The sequence below is a fragment of the Arcicella sp. BE140 genome, assembly GCF_031456255.1.
Classification (GTDB): domain Bacteria; phylum Bacteroidota; class Bacteroidia; order Cytophagales; family Spirosomataceae; genus Arcicella; species Arcicella aquatica.
The window spans coordinates 17,473-33,096 of the sequence record NZ_JAVDUE010000027.1; the positions used below are offsets into that span (position 1 = coordinate 17,473).

Consider the following 15,624-nt stretch of genomic DNA (forward strand, 5'->3'; position numbering starts at 1 on the left):
TCGGCTATCATTTTTGATAACTGAAAGCTGATGACCGAAGACCAAAAGCATATAATCTACACGCCTCCTATGACACAGCACCTTGAAACAGGCAAAAAAGCCGAAGACATTTCCGCCAATTTTCTAATAGAAAAAGGCTATCAAATCCTCCACCGAAATTACCGCTATGGGCGGGCTGAGATTGATTTAATTATTCGTAAAGGAATCTTCTTAGTATTTGTCGAAGTAAAATCCCTCACTAATACAAAATTTGGAATGCCCGAAATTGGCGTAAACAAACATAAGGTTGCGATGATAACCAAGGCTGCCGACTTTTATGTCTATAAAAACAATTGGCATCAACAGATTCGCTTTGATATTGTGGCTGTTGTTTTTAAAAATAACACTTTTGAGGTAACGCATTTTGAAGATGCATTTTATTAATTTTTCAGTAGCACGAGTTTTCAACTCGTCAATGTTTTTTACGAGTTGAAAACTCGTGCTGCTGAAAGAATAATTACGCTATTCTTAGGATAGCATGAAAATGCTTATCTTTACCTATAAAAATAAATATATTCGTATTTTCGTTTATAAGGACAACCATTTCATGTGGATGGCATGAGGGTATTGAATAATGCTCCGTGTGATTTACAATTCTTTTGATTCCATGCTTATTTTTTCACCCATAAAAATGAAGTCTCTCGTTTGCTTTTTAATACTTATATTTTCGTTTGCTTTCAGGATAACATTTGCTCAAACTGATGAATTCAAAACAAAAGCAAAACCAAAAACTGATAGTTCGGCTAAGAAAAAAGCGGGACTGCTGGGTGGATTAATACAGTCGGACATACTAGATAATGTTAAAAATGCGAAAAAATCGATTGAAGAGAATAAAGAGGAATTTAAAAAATTAGGCAATGATGTTGATGATTTAACAGCAGATTTAGGCTTGAAAATCCATAAATCAAAAAAGAAAAGTAAAGCCAAGAAAAAGCCAAAAGACGAATACGAAAACATAAAATTTGAAATACGCATTGGTGAATATGGCTCTGGAGTAAGATTGACTGTAGAGGAAATTCATGTATTACGAAACCCTGACGAAGCTGAACCAAGCATTTATGCTAAGGAGATTTGGTGGTATGACCCTAAACTTAGAAGGGTAACGAATGTGCCTAGAAAAGATAAAAACTACGGAGAGATTTGTCATGGCCCTTATAAAAAGTATGTAAATGATGAGTTGGTTGAAGAAGGCTCGTTTTATGTGGGTGTAAAAGATGGACGTTGGGAAACTTATAACCAAGACTATATTCTACTATCGAAAGAAAAGTATAAAAGAGGTTTTTTAGCAGACTCGAAGTTCAGCTATTACGATAAAGCTGAAACAAAAATCAAAGAAGTAATTCCTGTACGATTCAATAAAGTAACGGGCGATTATCGCTCTTTTTATGAAGGTGGGCAGCTAAAAGAGGAAGGCAAATTTGATGATAGTGTGAAGGTGGGACGTTGGCGAGAGTACCATCAGTTTGGAGCAATGGGGCGTTTGAAAAAAGAGACTTTATACGCCAAAGATAAATTTGATAATTCCGAAGCGGTGGTACTGCAAGAGCGAGATAACAAAGGAAAAATTATTTACGAAGCCCCTAAAGCGAAGAAAAAACCTGAGGATGAAGAAGAGAATTGATAGCGTTTAGGAGTTTAAGGTTAATGAGTTTAAAACGTCTATAGCTATCGACAAGCGCATAAATAACTAACAAAAATTTACTCTTAGCCAGTGACTTAAGTCACTGGCTAAGAGTAAATTTTTATATTAATGTATACTCATGAACTTTAAACTCATAAACTTTGAACGACCATAAACCCTAAACTTTCTTAGCAGGATTCCCAAATACCGTTTCACGTGCCTTTACAGTTTCTACTACTACCGAACCCGCTCCTATTCTTGCTCCTTTACCAATTTTTACACCTGCTACAATAGTCACTCCTGAACCGATAAACACATTGTCATCAATAGAAACCCCTGGACCAACGATGCTTCCTGCTCCGATTTGAACGAAATCACCAATTTTAGCATCATAGTCAACAATTACACGACTGTGTAATAGATTATGACTTCCGATTTCAGCACGAGCATTGATAATCGTTCCCGCAGAAATCAAATTGCCATGTCCAATAGTTGCCGTTTGCGCAATCGCAGTTTGCTCATGAATAGCATTTACTGGCTGAACTTTTTTATCGTCATGTAGCATTTCTACTAAATTTTGACGCACTTTCAACTCGTCGATAGCAATAAATACTTCACATCTTTTCCCGATAAGTTTGGTATAATCTTCGTCGTCAGTACTACCCATCACGATTACATCGTCTATTTCGGTATTGTGCAATTCCTTGTTGTCATCTAAAAAAGCATAGACCACAACATTATTTGTTTTGAAAATATCAAGGGCGACAGCTCCTAAACCACCTGCACCTAAAATCATTACTGGATTCTCCATAATTTTCTCGATTGAAACATCGAGTTACAATTTTACTCCGTTATTTATTTTATAAATTACTTTTCCGTCTTTTACTAATTCAAATTCAGCCTTTTGCCCTAAACTTATTTCTTGGGTAGCACTAAATGTTAATCCAGTGGCATCTATTTCATCTGTTCCAAAAAATACTGACATATCGCCAATTTCTTCAATGACTGAGCTTTGCGTAAAATAGTCTCTTCCCTTTACAGGTCTTTCGTTTCTATTAATGGCAATATCAGCTTGATAAGTAGTATTTCCTTTTTTGATAGTAACATTTCTGATGATTAAATCATAAATCACTCTATCGTTTACAGGAATGGCTTCATATTCGCTAATATCTTCTTTTTCATACGATTTATCTGCAATTATCTTCAAACCTGTCAGGATAGCAACGAAATTCAGTTGACGAATATAATGTTTCTCCGGGTCATTTTTAAAACCTCCCGATTCTATCAAAATCAAGGTAGAACCCCATTTTTGAATATTATCACCAAAAGCACGAGGCTCGAAATCAGAAGGCCACTTACCCACAGCATTCGGAATAAATGGCTGTAAAGCATGATTCATTCCTACAATAACCAACATCGCTTTCTTTCGGGTTTCGTTTACTTCTTGGGCTTCGTTATAGGCCGTTGCCAAAAACGAAATAGTAGCCAAATTTCCCGTTTTGCCTGCGGAATATCGCCTGCCTTTGTCATGAAGATTAAAAGCAAAATCTGGTTTTAAGTCAAATACTAGTTTTTTCAACAACGCTCCTTCTGGTGTTTGCAGTGCCAGTGCATCACGATTCATATCAATGCCCAATGCTGTATAGCGACTCCAAGCTTCTGCCCCGTCAGGATTTAACATCGGAACGAAATAAAAAGTGCATTCTTTCAGCAAGTCTGTACGTAATTGATTCAATTGCTGGTCGTCTACAGTCGAATTTGTTCTGTTTTCCAAGAAATTAAAAATATCCATCAAAGCCATCGTAGCCGTTGCTTCATCACCATGCATCTGTGACCAAAGTAATACTTTCGTTTTTCCTGTACCACATTTTATCAAGTAAATATCTCTTCCTTCACTCGATAGCGTGGCTTTAGAAACCTCAAATAATGGATTGATTTTTAGTCGCTCAATGTTGGCAACTAAAGTCTGATGACCGAACCTACGCTTGGTAATACTTTGTTCCTTAAACACCTCATGGTATCCATGAAGCATTTCTCCTACATTTTGAGCATAGTTTGCTGATATTGAATTCATAATAAACATCACGTAAAGTACTAAAATCTTTTTCATGGGACTTGGGCTTGAAAGTTTATAAAAACTCTTCATTGGGTACTTTATACTTGTTTACCCCTATTTTCTGAGCAGTATAAATGCCTGAATGTCCAGAAAACGCATAGGCCATTATACAAGCAATTGCTAAATAAATGGCAGAGTGAGCTCCGAACAATTCAATCCCCATTAAAGTGCAAGCAATAGGCGTATTAGAAGCCCCAGCAAACACTCCGACAAAGCCCATGCCTGCCAACAAAGCCAGAGGAAGCGGTATAAAACTAGTCAACGCATTGCCCATCGTAGCACCGATATAAAACAAAGGCGTTACTTCTCCACCCTTAAAGCCCGACCCTAATGTTAACGAAGTAAAGAATATTTTAGCTAAAAAATCATAAAAAGGTAACTTTTCAGTAAATGACGATATGATAATAGGTACACCCAAGCCATTGTATTTTAAAGTAGCTACCAGCCAGAAACACAAAGCCAAAAGTACTCCGCCAATTACGGGTCTTAAAGGAGGATATGAAATATTGGCTTTGAATACATTGCTCCAAAAATGTGTACTTTTAGCAAAGAGCATACCGACTAAGCCAAATAGAATTCCTGCTAACATAGACCACACGATGGGTAAAATTGCCAAATGTGGTCCTGATAAAATAGGGTAATGTGTATGCCCCACATGCCATAATTCCTGACAAGTATAGTCAGCTAATAGTGCCGCAAAAAGACTTGGCACAAGCGCATCGTATCGTATTTTACCAATAAAGGCAACCTCCAAGGCAAAGATAGTTCCTGCTAGTGGCGTTCCAAAAACAGAGGCAAAACCTGCACTTACTCCCATCATTAGCAGGATTTTGCGGTCATTATCATTTAGTTTGAGTGGTTTTGTCAGCGAATCTGCAATAGCCCCACCCATTTGTACTGCTGTTCCTTCCCTTCCTGCTGAACCACCTACAAAATGTGTAATGATGGTAGTGAGATAAATTAAAGGCATCATTTTAAAAGGAACGATTTTATCAGGATGCTGAATTTCTTCAATTAGCTGATTGTTCCCTTTGGCTATATCTTGTCCAAAATAATGATAGATACTGCCTACAGCCAAACCGCCCAAGGGTAAAAGCCATATTAACCACGGATGGTTTTCTCGATAGTGGGTCGTCCAGTCTAACGTTACTAAAAAGAAAGCCGAAGCCGAACCAATAGCCAAGCCAACAATCATTGCTACTAAAAGCCACTTCAAGGTAAATTTCAATACAAAGATTTGTTGGTTCATTCTAGTGATGAGTATCTATTTACAAACAAAATTACGGAATGTATTTCAAATAGCTTTGCGAAACCCTTGCAACAAATAGTTGATTAATTGTTTTTCATTAGTCTCATTTGCAAAGTACCCTTCCCTAATTTACCCGAAAAAATAATTTTTCAGAAAAATGAAAAAGATTTGAACCTATTTTTAATTTCAATGTTATAACATTAAATGTATAAACATTAATTATCAAAAAACAATATTTAACAATGGCAACTTCAACTTGGGCTATCGACCCTTCGCACTCAGAAATTCAGTTTAAAGTAAAACATTTAGTGATTACTACAGTAACAGGTAACTTCAAAGAATTCAGTGGTTCAGTAGAAGCTGGTGATGATTTTGATGGCGCATCAATTTCATTTGAAGCCAATACTGCTTCAATTAATACAAATAGCGAACAACGTGACGGACACTTGAAAAGTGCTGATTTCTTTGATGCCGAACAATTTCCAACATTATCGTTTAAATCAACTTCCTTTACAAAAGATGGTGATGATTTTACATTAGTGGGTGACTTAACAATAAAAGGAACTACTTTACCTGTAAGTTTAGCAGTAGAATATAACGGAACAGCAACTGACCCTTGGGGAAATGTAAAGGCTGGTTTTGAATTAAAAGGAAAAATAAACCGTAAAGATTTCGGTTTAGCTTGGAACGCAATCACTGAAGCAGGAAGTGCGTTAGTAAGCGAAGAAGTGAAATTAATCGCTAATGTACAATTAGTGAAACAAGCGTAATATAAGTTTGGAATTGGGAGTTTTGAGTGCTGAGCTTGTAGATTTGAGAAGGTAGAGGGGATAGATTTGTCAACTCTTAAAGAGTTGACAAATCTGAGAAAGTTGTAGATTGGAGCCTTTTTTTAAATACAATCGCATGGTTGAAAGCTCACAGCTCAAAGCTGATTATTAAATAATCAAAAACAATGGAAACGACTTTAGGAACAGCCGTCAAAAAAACATTATATAAAGCTGGTACTCGTGGACAGGCTGACCACGGTTGGTTGAAAACTCGCTTAACATTTTCATTTGCAGGGTATCACGACCCTAAAAGAGTACATTTTGGTGTGCTAAGGGTATTGAATGATGACCAGATTGCTGGTGGAAAAGGTTTTGGGATGCACCCACACGATAACATGGAAATCATTACGATTCCGTTGGAAGGCGTGGTTGAACACCGAGATAATCAGGGAAATCATGGCATTATCACGAAGGGCGAAGTACAAGTAATGTCGGCTGGGACGGGCGTTTACCATTCAGAGTTTAATCATCTTAAAGATGAAACTTTAAAATTATTTCAGATTTGGCTTTTCCCTAACAAAGGCAACGTTACGCCTCGCTATGGTCAAATGAAATTTGATGTAGCGGCACAGCACAATGATTTTCAATTATTAGTTAGCCCAATCGAAGCCAAAATTCCGAATACTTTGGGTATTCATCAAGATGCGTATTTTAGTATGGGAAAATTTGAGGCTGGCCAAGAATTTACCTACAAAATCAATCGCGAAGGAAATGGGTTATTCATTATGGTTGTAAATGGCAGTGTAAACGCAGGTGGAGAATTGTTGGAAATACGCGACGGCTTAGGCTTAGAAAATATTACAGCGGTAAATTTCAAAACCGAAAACGGCGTTGAATTATTGTTGATGGAAGTTCCGATGGAACTTGAATAATTTTGAGGGTTTGTTTTTACCCCGCAGATTGGCGGTGATTTTTTCGCAGATTTACGCAGACAAATAATATCAGCGTAAATCTGCGCAATTAATCTGTAATATCTGCGGGTAAAAAATAAACAAAACCTAGATTCATTTGGTTAAAAGAATAATTAAAGTAATATTTTTATGTCAACTTTAATCTTATAACCTTATTATAATGCTTATCAGATTGGTCTTATTATTCGGTACTTTCCTCTTGATGGAAGGAACAGCATGGTTTACACATAAGTATATCATGCATGGTTTTATGTGGCGTTGGCATCGTTCTCATCATGTACATCATAATGAGGTATTGGAAAAAAACGATTTGTTCGCTATCGTGTTCTCAGCTGTATCTATTATTACGATTGGTTTAGGAAATTTTGTACCAGAACTTTGGTACTTATTTTGGGTGGGGATGGGAGTAACTTTATACGGAATTTTTTACTTTATCTTTCATGACATTATTGTGCATCGTCGGATAAAAATCAAATTTGTGGCAAAACACCCCTATTTGAAACGGATTATGAAAGCACATTATATCCACCACAAAGTACATGAACGAGAAGGTGCAGAAGCTTTTGGCTTTTTGTATGCTCCGAAAAAGTATGAAGACACAAGGAAATAAAAACTAAATTCTTTCGATATTTTCTTCCTTGACAAAATCCATATTTTGATATTTCAGAAAGACCTGTGCCAGTACAATAATGTCTTCGCGACAATAAGAGGCTATTTTCGGCAAATCTTTTTCTTGGTAATAAGTCTGATTTACTTTGTCGCCACTGAGCTCACTTTTACTACTTGGAATATCAAAAATACAAGCCAGTAATTCTAACGAAATATAGTGCTTTTTATCACCAAATTTCCACATTTCTAAAGTGTCGAAATGTGGAATTTCCCAAGGTTTTTTACCTGAAATCTGTAATGCTTTAGGAATCTCGATATTGTTTACCAACATCCTTCTACACAAATATGGGTAGTCGAATTCCTTTCCGTTATGCGCACAAAAAGCTAGGTTTGATTTATATTTTTTTTCAATTAAGCTCTTGAATTCACTCAAAACCTCCGCTTCATTATCACTACTGATAGATTTTACTTTTAGGCAAATCTCCTGTTCGTCATTCCAATGAAAAAAGCCTAAGCCAATAGATACAATCTTACCAAATTCAGCATAAATTCCAGCACGGTCAAAGTAAAACGCTTCATCATTCAACTCATTTGGATTCGTCAAATAACTCGCTTTATGCAACCATAACGCTTTCATCCTTTCAGAAAGCAAATTGAAATTACTTTCTCCCGAAACGGTTTCTATGTCAATAAACAAAAGACTTTTAGCAAATTTTTGAAAATCCATAATTGTAGGGTAGCTGTGAGTGATGAGCTTTAAGCTATCTGCTTTGTATTTGTAATTGATTAATATTTTAAAATTCGCTCTTTAATCCTTTTCCTAAATGTTTGTGTTGTAATAAATCCTAAAGTCTTAAGTCTGTTATCTAGCATCCAAAATCAAAGCCTAAAGTCCTCTAGTCCTAAAGTCTTGAGTCTTCTGTCTAGCATCTAAAGTCTCCCCCAAAAAATTACTCATGCAAGATTCCCTCTAACTCTAATTGTTTAATCCGAATCAAATTTTCTTCGCGAATAGACTCAGGCACAAAAACAAATTTTTTATCAAACAATTGATTACCAATAAAATAACTCACCCAGTATTCATTATTCAAATGAAAAACATCAGGTGTGATTATTTCAACTTTAATAATTCCTTTCGCTGGAACATCCTTATAAAAGTGGCGTAATTGTGACGTCTTTATTTCTGTACCATCAGGATTATGACCATACCCACGAGAATTAACAAAAACATTCGCTAGGTCTACCGACAAACGGTTAATTAAATATACATCCCATTCAACTTCATTTAGGTCATTTATCTTTCTAGCAATCGCTACTTTTACGCCTTCAACATTAGGAAATTCTATATCTTTTTTCATTAAATCTTATAAAGTTGTGTGCCATCAGCTTTCGGTCTTCAGCTTTCAGCATTGTATGATTAATAGTCTTTTAAGTAAGGTCATTATTTTTTGATAGCCGACATCCGAAAGCTTACTGCCTATCGCTTAAAGCTTCTATTTCAAAAATATCTTGTAAATGCTTAGCCATTCTATCTGAAACCTCTTGAAAGTCTTGAGGCTTTCCTAGTTCTTGTTCAATAGAAGTAACGGCTTTATCTTCAATGCCACAGGGCACGATGTGTTTAAAATAATTCAAATCAGTATTTACATTCAAGGCAAAACCGTGCATCGTTACCCAGCGACTAGCTTTCACGCCCATCGCACAGATTTTTCTTGGATTTTTCTGTTCGACATAGTCAATCCAAACGCCCGTTAACCCTTGGATTCTTCCAGCATCAATCCCAAAGTCTGCACAAGTACGAATCACGCTCTCTTCTAAAAAACGCATATACTTATGAATATCTGTAAAGAAGTTTTCCAAATCAAAAATCGGGTATCCTACCAATTGTCCTTTGCCATGATAAGTAATATCTCCTCCCCTATTGATTTTATAATACTTAGCCTCATAGTTTTCAAGACCCGCTTCATCTAATAACAGATGTTCTGGCTTGCCACTTTTACCCAAGGTATAAACATGGGGGTGTTCACAAAAAAGCAAATAGTTTGGCGTCAGCACCTGACTATCAAGCGCTAAATGTTTGTTATTAAGTTTTACACCAACTATTTCAGCATGGAGTTTCTCTTGATAATCCCATGCAGTTTGGTAATCTATTAATCCCAGATTCTGGAAAATTACAGTTTTATTATGAATCACTTTCTTCTAATTTATCATCTATACTAAGATTAATTAACGATTTCTTAAAGATTAAAGTTTCTTTACTAGAAAGAGTAAACCTTAAAACTGATAGCTGATACCTCATAGCTGAAGGCTCACTTCTCAAGGCTTAAAATTTCCTTTAAAATCCACTTCCTTGCGATGAAAAGGGTCAATTAACTTATCAATCAAATCTGCTAGTTTTGCTCTGGTAATTGGCTGATTTTTATCTGGATAGTCTTTCATGATACTCGCCAAATAATCCGCAGGTACTGGTTGGATTTTTGTCAGTATTTCAAAGGCATCATCCGCCACTAATTTTTCTAACAACACTTGTTCGTTAGCTTGCATATTCAAATTAGGGAAGAAGCTTTTTAAGGAGGCAATAACCGCTCCATTTGTCATCACCGAATCGGGATAAAACCACGTCTGATTAGACCACTTATAGTTTTTACCTTCTCCTTTCAAAATACCCGTTGCTCCTATTCGCTGAATGGCTTCAAAGTTAGGATGGTCGGGCTTTACATCCAAATAAGGCATTAAATAAGCCTTTGCTTTCAATAAATTATCTTGTACTTTTCTAATAGAAACCTCTTTCGGATGACGTTTTTCTTGTATGGCAATGGCTGCTAAAGTACCTGCTGCTTGTCCAATACCCATGACAACGGGTTGCAGGCGACTAGCACCACTCACCAAGTTGGAAACTGAAATAGATTTTTCGGCTACAATCAAATCATCTACATTGTCGGGAATCAAGCTTCCCAAAGGAATATTAAAAGAAGGCACAGGCACAAAATACAAATCTGGAGCATCCTTGTTCTTTCCATGATGTTGGTCGATAGGATAATCGCCCACGGCAATACCTGTCCGATACAATGGCTCAGGTTGATCAAAAGGTTTTTCTAAATGATTCATATTGGCTGTTGCCAACCCATGTATTCTACGACTTTCACGATGATACGGAATCAGTGGTAATTTATCAGCAGTCGGAAATTCATCCGCCAAACCTAAGGTATTCCATCCTAATTCTTTTTGCATAAAATACACAAAGTTTAGGGTATGGTCTTTCGCTTTCTGAATTGCTTCTTCCCTTTGCACATCATTCATCTCTACCATATTTACATAAAAATCATTCCCATTAATGGGCCAATTAATCATGTATTTATCATTTTGCAATTGTCCATAGGTTTTCATTTGCTGACAGTCCCACAGACGGTGCATTTGTTTATCCGGACAGAGTTTTTCACAAGCACAGATAAACTCATCTTTGTTGTATGCTCTGGGCTTACTAATCGTTACATCTTTGTGGTAATCTTTCAGAATAGCTACATAGGTCAAATCTTGCACGATATGATTAGCTTTTTCTGGTGCAATTCTTTCTTGATAGGTAGCTTGGGCATCCATCCCTACATCGTATTTCACCCCTACTTTTGCAGCAACGTCTCCTAATTCTGTAGCATCTATTAAAATTTTAGCAGTGATTAAAATATCATCTGAAAACGTTAATTGCCAATGCGCTGATTTTTTCTGAATGTTTAATAATTTGACGGATGAAATCACAGAAAGATTTTTTTCTTTGGCACACATCTCTCTCAAAATCTTCTCGGCGACCGAAGGCTCAAACATGACCTGACTTACCCACCCAGAAGCTAATGCCTGTTTACTGCCATAGTGCCTTTCAAGCTTTGCTCTGAATTCGTTCCAAAGACCAGAGGGCAAATTATGGTTTCCGTCGATTGCACTTACTCCTGCTGAAGTAAGCATTCCACCAATCCACACGCTTTCTTCTACAATAATCGTTTTTACACCCATCCTCGCTGCTTGAATCCCTGCCATTACGCCACTTGTTCCTCCGCCTACTATCAACACATCAGTATTGTATTTGCTTTTGCCCGCATAGGCATTGAACCAGAAACAACAAAGAGAAAAGAAGATAGAAAGAGTTTTCATGGTTTCTTGGGTTTTATTTCAGACTGGAGGACTTGAAGATGCAAGATATAATTTGTATCACGAGTTTTCAACTCGTGCATGATTGTTTTAACGAGTTGAAAACTCATGGTACAAAAAAATCCCTTCTCCTAAGGAAAAGGGATTTTGCCTATCTGATTTATACTTATTTTATTACAAATCTACTGCAACACCATACGCTGCTTCAGCTGCACCTTTTACAGCTTCAGAAATAGTTGGGTGTGGGTGAATCGCAGTCATGATTTCGTGAGCAGTCGTTTCTAATTTACGCGCTACCACTACTTCAGCGATTAATTCAGTAACGTTATAGCCAATCATGTGAGCACCCAATAATTCACCGTATTTTGCATCAAAAATTATTTTCACAAAACCGTCTCTTGCACCTGCCGCTGTTGCTTTTCCAGATGCCACGAATGGGAATTTACCTACTTTGATGTCATAACCAGCTTCTTTTGCTTTCTTTTCAGTCAAGCCTACTGAAGCTATTTCAGGCGTACAGTAAGTACAGCCCGGAATGTTTGAATAATCTAAAGGCTCTACTTTATGCCCTGCAATTTTTTCAACGCAAATGATACCCTCTGCAGAAGCAACGTGTGCTAAAGCTGGGCCAGGCGTAACATCACCAATAGCAAAATAACCTGGGATGTTAGTCTCATACCATTGGTTTACTAAAATTTTACCTTTATCAGTAATAATACCAACTTCTTCTAAACCAATGTTTTCAAGGTTAGCGATTACACCTGCTGCTGACAATACGATATCACAATCAATTGAAATATTGCCATTTGGTGTTTTTACAGAAACCTTACATCCTTCACCAGTAGTATCTACTGTTTCTACAGAAGAGTTTGTATAAATATCAATACCTAATTTTTTATATTGTTTTGCTAATTCTTTCGAAACGTCTTCGTCTTCAACAGGAACAACGTTTGGTAAAAATTCAACAATAGTTACTTTCGTTCCCATTGCTGCATATACATAAGCAAATTCAACACCGATGGCTCCAGAACCAATGACAACCATTGTTTTTGGTTGTTTTTCTAATGACATCGCCTTGCGGTATTCAATTACTTTTACGCCATCAATTGGAATATTTGGTAATGCTCTTGCTCTTCCGCCTGTAGCAATCATGATGTTTTTAGCATCATACACTGTTACTTTTCCATCTGCAGCAGTTACTTCAACTTTTTTGTTTTTTAAGGCTTTTCCAGTACCCATAATCACATCAATCTTGTTCTTTTTCATTAAGAATTGAACACCTTTTGACATGGAATCGGCAACACCACGAGAACGCTTAATGACTGCTCCAAAATCAGCGTGAGATTCAGAAACCGTGATTCCGTAATCAGCAGCGTGTTTGATGTATTCAAATACTTGTGCAGATTTTAGTAATGCCTTTGTAGGAATACAACCCCAGTTCAGACAGATACCACCTAAAGACTCACGCTCCACTATCGCACACTTCAAACCCAATTGCGAAGCACGGATTGCCGCTACATATCCACCAGGACCTGAGCCAATCACGATTAAATCATAAACTTGTGCCATTTAATTTTTATTTTTTTAAGGGTAATTTCAAATTTTATGCTACAAAGATAAGGATAAGCGTGGAATTGAAAGGGGCTTATTAATAAGTTTTTCCCCTAACTATCGTACCTTAATACATATACCTTTAAGTTTTGTTGACAAAAAAATACGCTATCCTAAGATTTTTGCTGTACATTAGTCTAACGAAAAACACTATTTTTTGATTCCCTATTTAGAGCAATGGAAAATATTTCAAAAAAAACTTTTGAAGAAACAAGTTATTTATCTCATGAATCTTGGTTTGCCAAACAGTATCCCGATCAAGAAAAGCGTTTGAATACGATTCGTAAATGGCAAAAAAGTATAGAAAACAATACCATTGATTATTGGCTCCACGAAAGATTATTTGAATTAGCCAACCCTTTAATTAATGCAGGCGAAAGCTGGCTTACCGTTGGTGACGGCTACGGTTTTGATGCTAATTATTTTAAGCGCAAAGGCTGTACTGTAATGGCAACGGATATTGGTGGCGCTTTTTTGCCTTTAGTAAAAGACCTCCACCTGATTGATAATTTTTCGGTTGAGAATGTTGAAAAATTAACTTTTGAAGACAATTCATTTGATTATGTCTTTTGCAAAGAAGCTTATCACCACTTTCCAAGGGCTTATTTGGGTGTTTACGAAATGATTAGGGTAGCGAAAAAAGCCATCATTTTAACGGAGCCTCAAGACCCCTTAACAAAAATGCCTTTGATGCTGGCGGTTAAAAATATCCTCGACCGCTTTGACCCTACCATTTTACAGAAGTATTGGAAAAACCGTTATTCCTTTGAAGAAGTAGGCAATTATGTTTTCAAATTGTCGGATAGAGAAATGGAAAAAATAGCGATGGGCATGAATTTACCAGCCATTGCTTTTAAGGGTATCAATAATTCATATTGGAAAGCAGGACTTGATACAGAAATTGCCAATAATAACTCAAATGCTTTTCGTAAAATTCAATCTAAACTTCGTCGAGATAATTTCTTGTGTAAATTGGGCATTTTGCCTTATCAAGTATTAAGTGCCGTTATTTTCAAAACATTACCTACTCAGGAAACAATTAATAACTTAAAAAATGAGGGGTATTTGTATTATGAATTCCCGAAGAATCCTTATTTATAGATACATTATTGTACAGTGAAAAGCCTTTTCGGCAAAGCCTTCTAAGTCAAAAATTTAGAGGGCTTTGTTTTTCTAGCTATCTTTGTAAATAGAAGACTTTACCTATTTGGGGTAACACACTGGTTTACTGAACAATAGTTAGGCTTGGCATTAACAAAATAAATTTATTTTAACGCATGACAAAAGACAGGTTCAATGACCTGAAAGCCAAAGTAGAGGCTTTGAGGGGGTATCTTTGACTACGATAATAAGAAATTCCAAATTGAGGAGTTAGAAGTAATTACGCTTGACCCCAATTTTTGGTCGGATTCTAAAAAAGCAGAATCGACGATGCAAAAAATTCGGGGTTTGAAGTTCTGGACATTGGGTTTCGACCAGCTAAATACTTACGTTGGCGACCTTGAAACTATCTGGGAATTTTACGAAATGGGTGAGGCTACCGAAGCGGAAGTAGATGCCGAAGGCGAAAAACTAGAAGCAAAATTGGCTGAATTGGAATTCCGCAAAATGATGTCGGAAGAAGGTGATAGCATGTCGGCAGTACTAGAAATCAACGCAGGTGCAGGAGGCACAGAGTCGCAGGATTGGGCAAGTATGCTGATGCGTATGTATATTATGTGGGCAGAAAAAAATGGCTTTAAAGTAAAAGAAGCTGACCATAATGATGGCGATGTAGCGGGTATAAAATCTGTGACGCTAGAAATTGATGGAGAGTTTGCCTATGGAAATTTAAAATCTGAAAACGGCGTACACCGTTTGGTGAGAATTTCTCCTTTCGATTCCAACGCCCGACGTCATACATCATTTGCATCTGTTTATGTATATCCTTTAGCGGATGATTCTATCGAGATTGAAGTAAACCCAGCAGACATTGATTGGGATACTTTCCGTTCGGGTGGTGCTGGTGGACAAAATGTAAACAAGGTGGAAACAGCCGTTCGTTTAACACACAGACCTTCGGGTATTATTATTGCTTGCCAACAAGAACGCTCGCAGTTGATGAATAAGGAAGTTGCTTTGAGACTCTTGAAATCTAAACTTTATCAAATAGAAATTGATAAACGTAATGCTGCCCGTGCGGAGGTAGAAGCAGGTAAAAAGAAAATTGAGTGGGGTTCACAAATAAGAAGTTATGTGTTGGACGACCGTCGTGTAAAAGACCATAGAACGAATTATCAAACATCTAATACCGACGCTGTGCTGAATGGCGAAATCAATGAGTTTATTAAGGCTTATCTGATGGAAGCTTAATCAGACTAAAGGTTGTTGGACTTTAAGACTTTAGATGATTTGAAACTAAGAAGGCTTTCCTTTAATGTTGTAAATATTTAATTATCAATATATTACAAAAAAACAACCCCGAAAAAGTGTCAATACTGGCAATTTTCGGGGTTTTT

Annotated in this window: 15 protein-coding genes; 7 read left to right on the forward strand and 8 right to left on the reverse strand. The window is 36.8% G+C overall.

The window, feature by feature from the left end; genetic code table 11:
- Positions 1 to 69 precede the first annotated feature (69 nt).
- Positions 70 to 423, forward strand: a complete 354-nt coding sequence (locus J2Y60_RS23985) for a YraN family protein (RefSeq protein ID WP_309924580.1) — start codon at positions 70 to 72, stop codon at positions 421 to 423.
- A gap of 247 nt (positions 424 to 670) precedes the next feature.
- Complete coding sequence (locus J2Y60_RS23990; RefSeq protein WP_309924582.1) at positions 671 to 1,660, forward strand: hypothetical protein; 990 nt, start codon at positions 671 to 673, stop codon at positions 1,658 to 1,660.
- A 178-nt stretch (positions 1,661 to 1,838) separates the two neighbouring features.
- On the opposite strand, the gene J2Y60_RS23995 is transcribed toward J2Y60_RS23990, so the two are convergent.
- Genes J2Y60_RS23995 through J2Y60_RS24005 form a run of 3 tightly spaced genes read right to left on the reverse strand, consistent with a single transcriptional unit; the run spans position 1,839 to position 5,025 of the window.
- Positions 1,839 to 2,471: a NeuD/PglB/VioB family sugar acetyltransferase gene (locus J2Y60_RS23995; RefSeq protein WP_309924583.1), complete on the reverse strand. Its 633-nt coding sequence runs from the start codon at positions 2,469 to 2,471 to the stop codon at positions 1,839 to 1,841.
- Between the two features lie 24 nt (positions 2,472 to 2,495).
- Complete coding sequence (locus J2Y60_RS24000; protein WP_309924584.1) at positions 2,496 to 3,770, reverse strand: M14 family zinc carboxypeptidase; 1,275 nt, start codon at positions 3,768 to 3,770, stop codon at positions 2,496 to 2,498.
- 19 nt (positions 3,771 to 3,789) lie between these two features.
- Positions 3,790 to 5,025 carry a voltage-gated chloride channel family protein gene (locus J2Y60_RS24005; protein ID WP_309924586.1) on the reverse strand — a complete coding sequence of 412 codons (1,236 nt, stop codon included), beginning with the start codon at positions 5,023 to 5,025 and terminating at the stop codon, positions 3,790 to 3,792.
- 242 nt (positions 5,026 to 5,267) lie between these two features.
- On the opposite strand from J2Y60_RS24005, the gene J2Y60_RS24010 reads away from it, so the two are divergent.
- The 3 genes from J2Y60_RS24010 (at position 5,268) to J2Y60_RS24020 (ending at position 7,376) form a co-directional block, all read left to right on the forward strand.
- Positions 5,268 to 5,795: a YceI family protein gene (locus J2Y60_RS24010; protein ID WP_309924587.1), complete on the forward strand. Its 528-nt coding sequence runs from the start codon at positions 5,268 to 5,270 to the stop codon at positions 5,793 to 5,795.
- A 185-nt stretch (positions 5,796 to 5,980) separates the two neighbouring features.
- Positions 5,981 to 6,727 carry a pirin family protein gene (locus J2Y60_RS24015; RefSeq protein WP_309924588.1) on the forward strand — a complete coding sequence of 249 codons (747 nt, stop codon included), beginning with the start codon at positions 5,981 to 5,983 and terminating at the stop codon, positions 6,725 to 6,727.
- A 199-nt stretch (positions 6,728 to 6,926) separates the two neighbouring features.
- Positions 6,927 to 7,376: a sterol desaturase family protein gene (locus J2Y60_RS24020; RefSeq protein WP_309924589.1), complete on the forward strand. Its 450-nt coding sequence runs from the start codon at positions 6,927 to 6,929 to the stop codon at positions 7,374 to 7,376.
- A gap of 3 nt (positions 7,377 to 7,379) precedes the next feature.
- On the opposite strand, the gene J2Y60_RS24025 is transcribed toward J2Y60_RS24020, so the two are convergent.
- The 5 genes from J2Y60_RS24025 to lpdA all read right to left on the reverse strand — a co-directional run bounded on the left by J2Y60_RS24025 (position 7,380) and on the right by lpdA (position 13,084).
- Positions 7,380 to 8,102 (reverse strand): 3'-5' exonuclease, encoded by a 723-nt coding sequence (locus J2Y60_RS24025; RefSeq protein WP_309924590.1) that lies wholly within the window; start codon positions 8,100 to 8,102, stop codon positions 7,380 to 7,382.
- 223 nt (positions 8,103 to 8,325) lie between these two features.
- On the reverse strand, positions 8,326 to 8,733 hold the full coding sequence (locus J2Y60_RS24030) for a hypothetical protein (protein WP_309924591.1): 408 nt from the start codon (positions 8,731 to 8,733) through the stop codon (positions 8,326 to 8,328).
- 112 nt (positions 8,734 to 8,845) lie between these two features.
- Positions 8,846 to 9,568 (reverse strand): lipoyl(octanoyl) transferase LipB, encoded by a 723-nt coding sequence (lipB, locus tag J2Y60_RS24035; RefSeq protein WP_309924592.1) that lies wholly within the window; start codon positions 9,566 to 9,568, stop codon positions 8,846 to 8,848.
- A 123-nt stretch (positions 9,569 to 9,691) separates the two neighbouring features.
- A complete protein-coding gene (locus tag J2Y60_RS24040; protein ID WP_309924594.1) occupies positions 9,692 to 11,518 on the reverse strand; it encodes an FAD-dependent oxidoreductase in 1,827 nt (608 codons plus the stop codon).
- A gap of 171 nt (positions 11,519 to 11,689) precedes the next feature.
- The gene (gene lpdA / locus J2Y60_RS24045) at positions 11,690 to 13,084 is read right to left on the reverse strand and encodes a dihydrolipoyl dehydrogenase (protein ID WP_309924595.1); all 1,395 of its coding nucleotides are present in this window, start codon (positions 13,082 to 13,084) and stop codon (positions 11,690 to 11,692) included.
- 219 nt (positions 13,085 to 13,303) lie between these two features.
- Here lpdA and J2Y60_RS24050 point away from each other — a divergent pair, with 219 nt between their 5' ends.
- Both J2Y60_RS24050 and prfB read left to right on the forward strand, forming a co-directional pair.
- Complete coding sequence (locus J2Y60_RS24050; protein WP_309924597.1) at positions 13,304 to 14,227, forward strand: class I SAM-dependent methyltransferase; 924 nt, start codon at positions 13,304 to 13,306, stop codon at positions 14,225 to 14,227.
- Between the two features lie 176 nt (positions 14,228 to 14,403).
- Positions 14,404 to 15,478 (forward strand): peptide chain release factor 2 gene (gene prfB, locus J2Y60_RS24055; RefSeq protein WP_309924598.1). Its coding sequence is split into 2 segments (ribosomal slippage): positions 14,404 to 14,463 and positions 14,465 to 15,478, totalling 1,074 coding nucleotides; the frame shifts between segments, so codons are not numbered across the junction.
- Positions 15,479 to 15,624 lie beyond the last annotated feature (146 nt).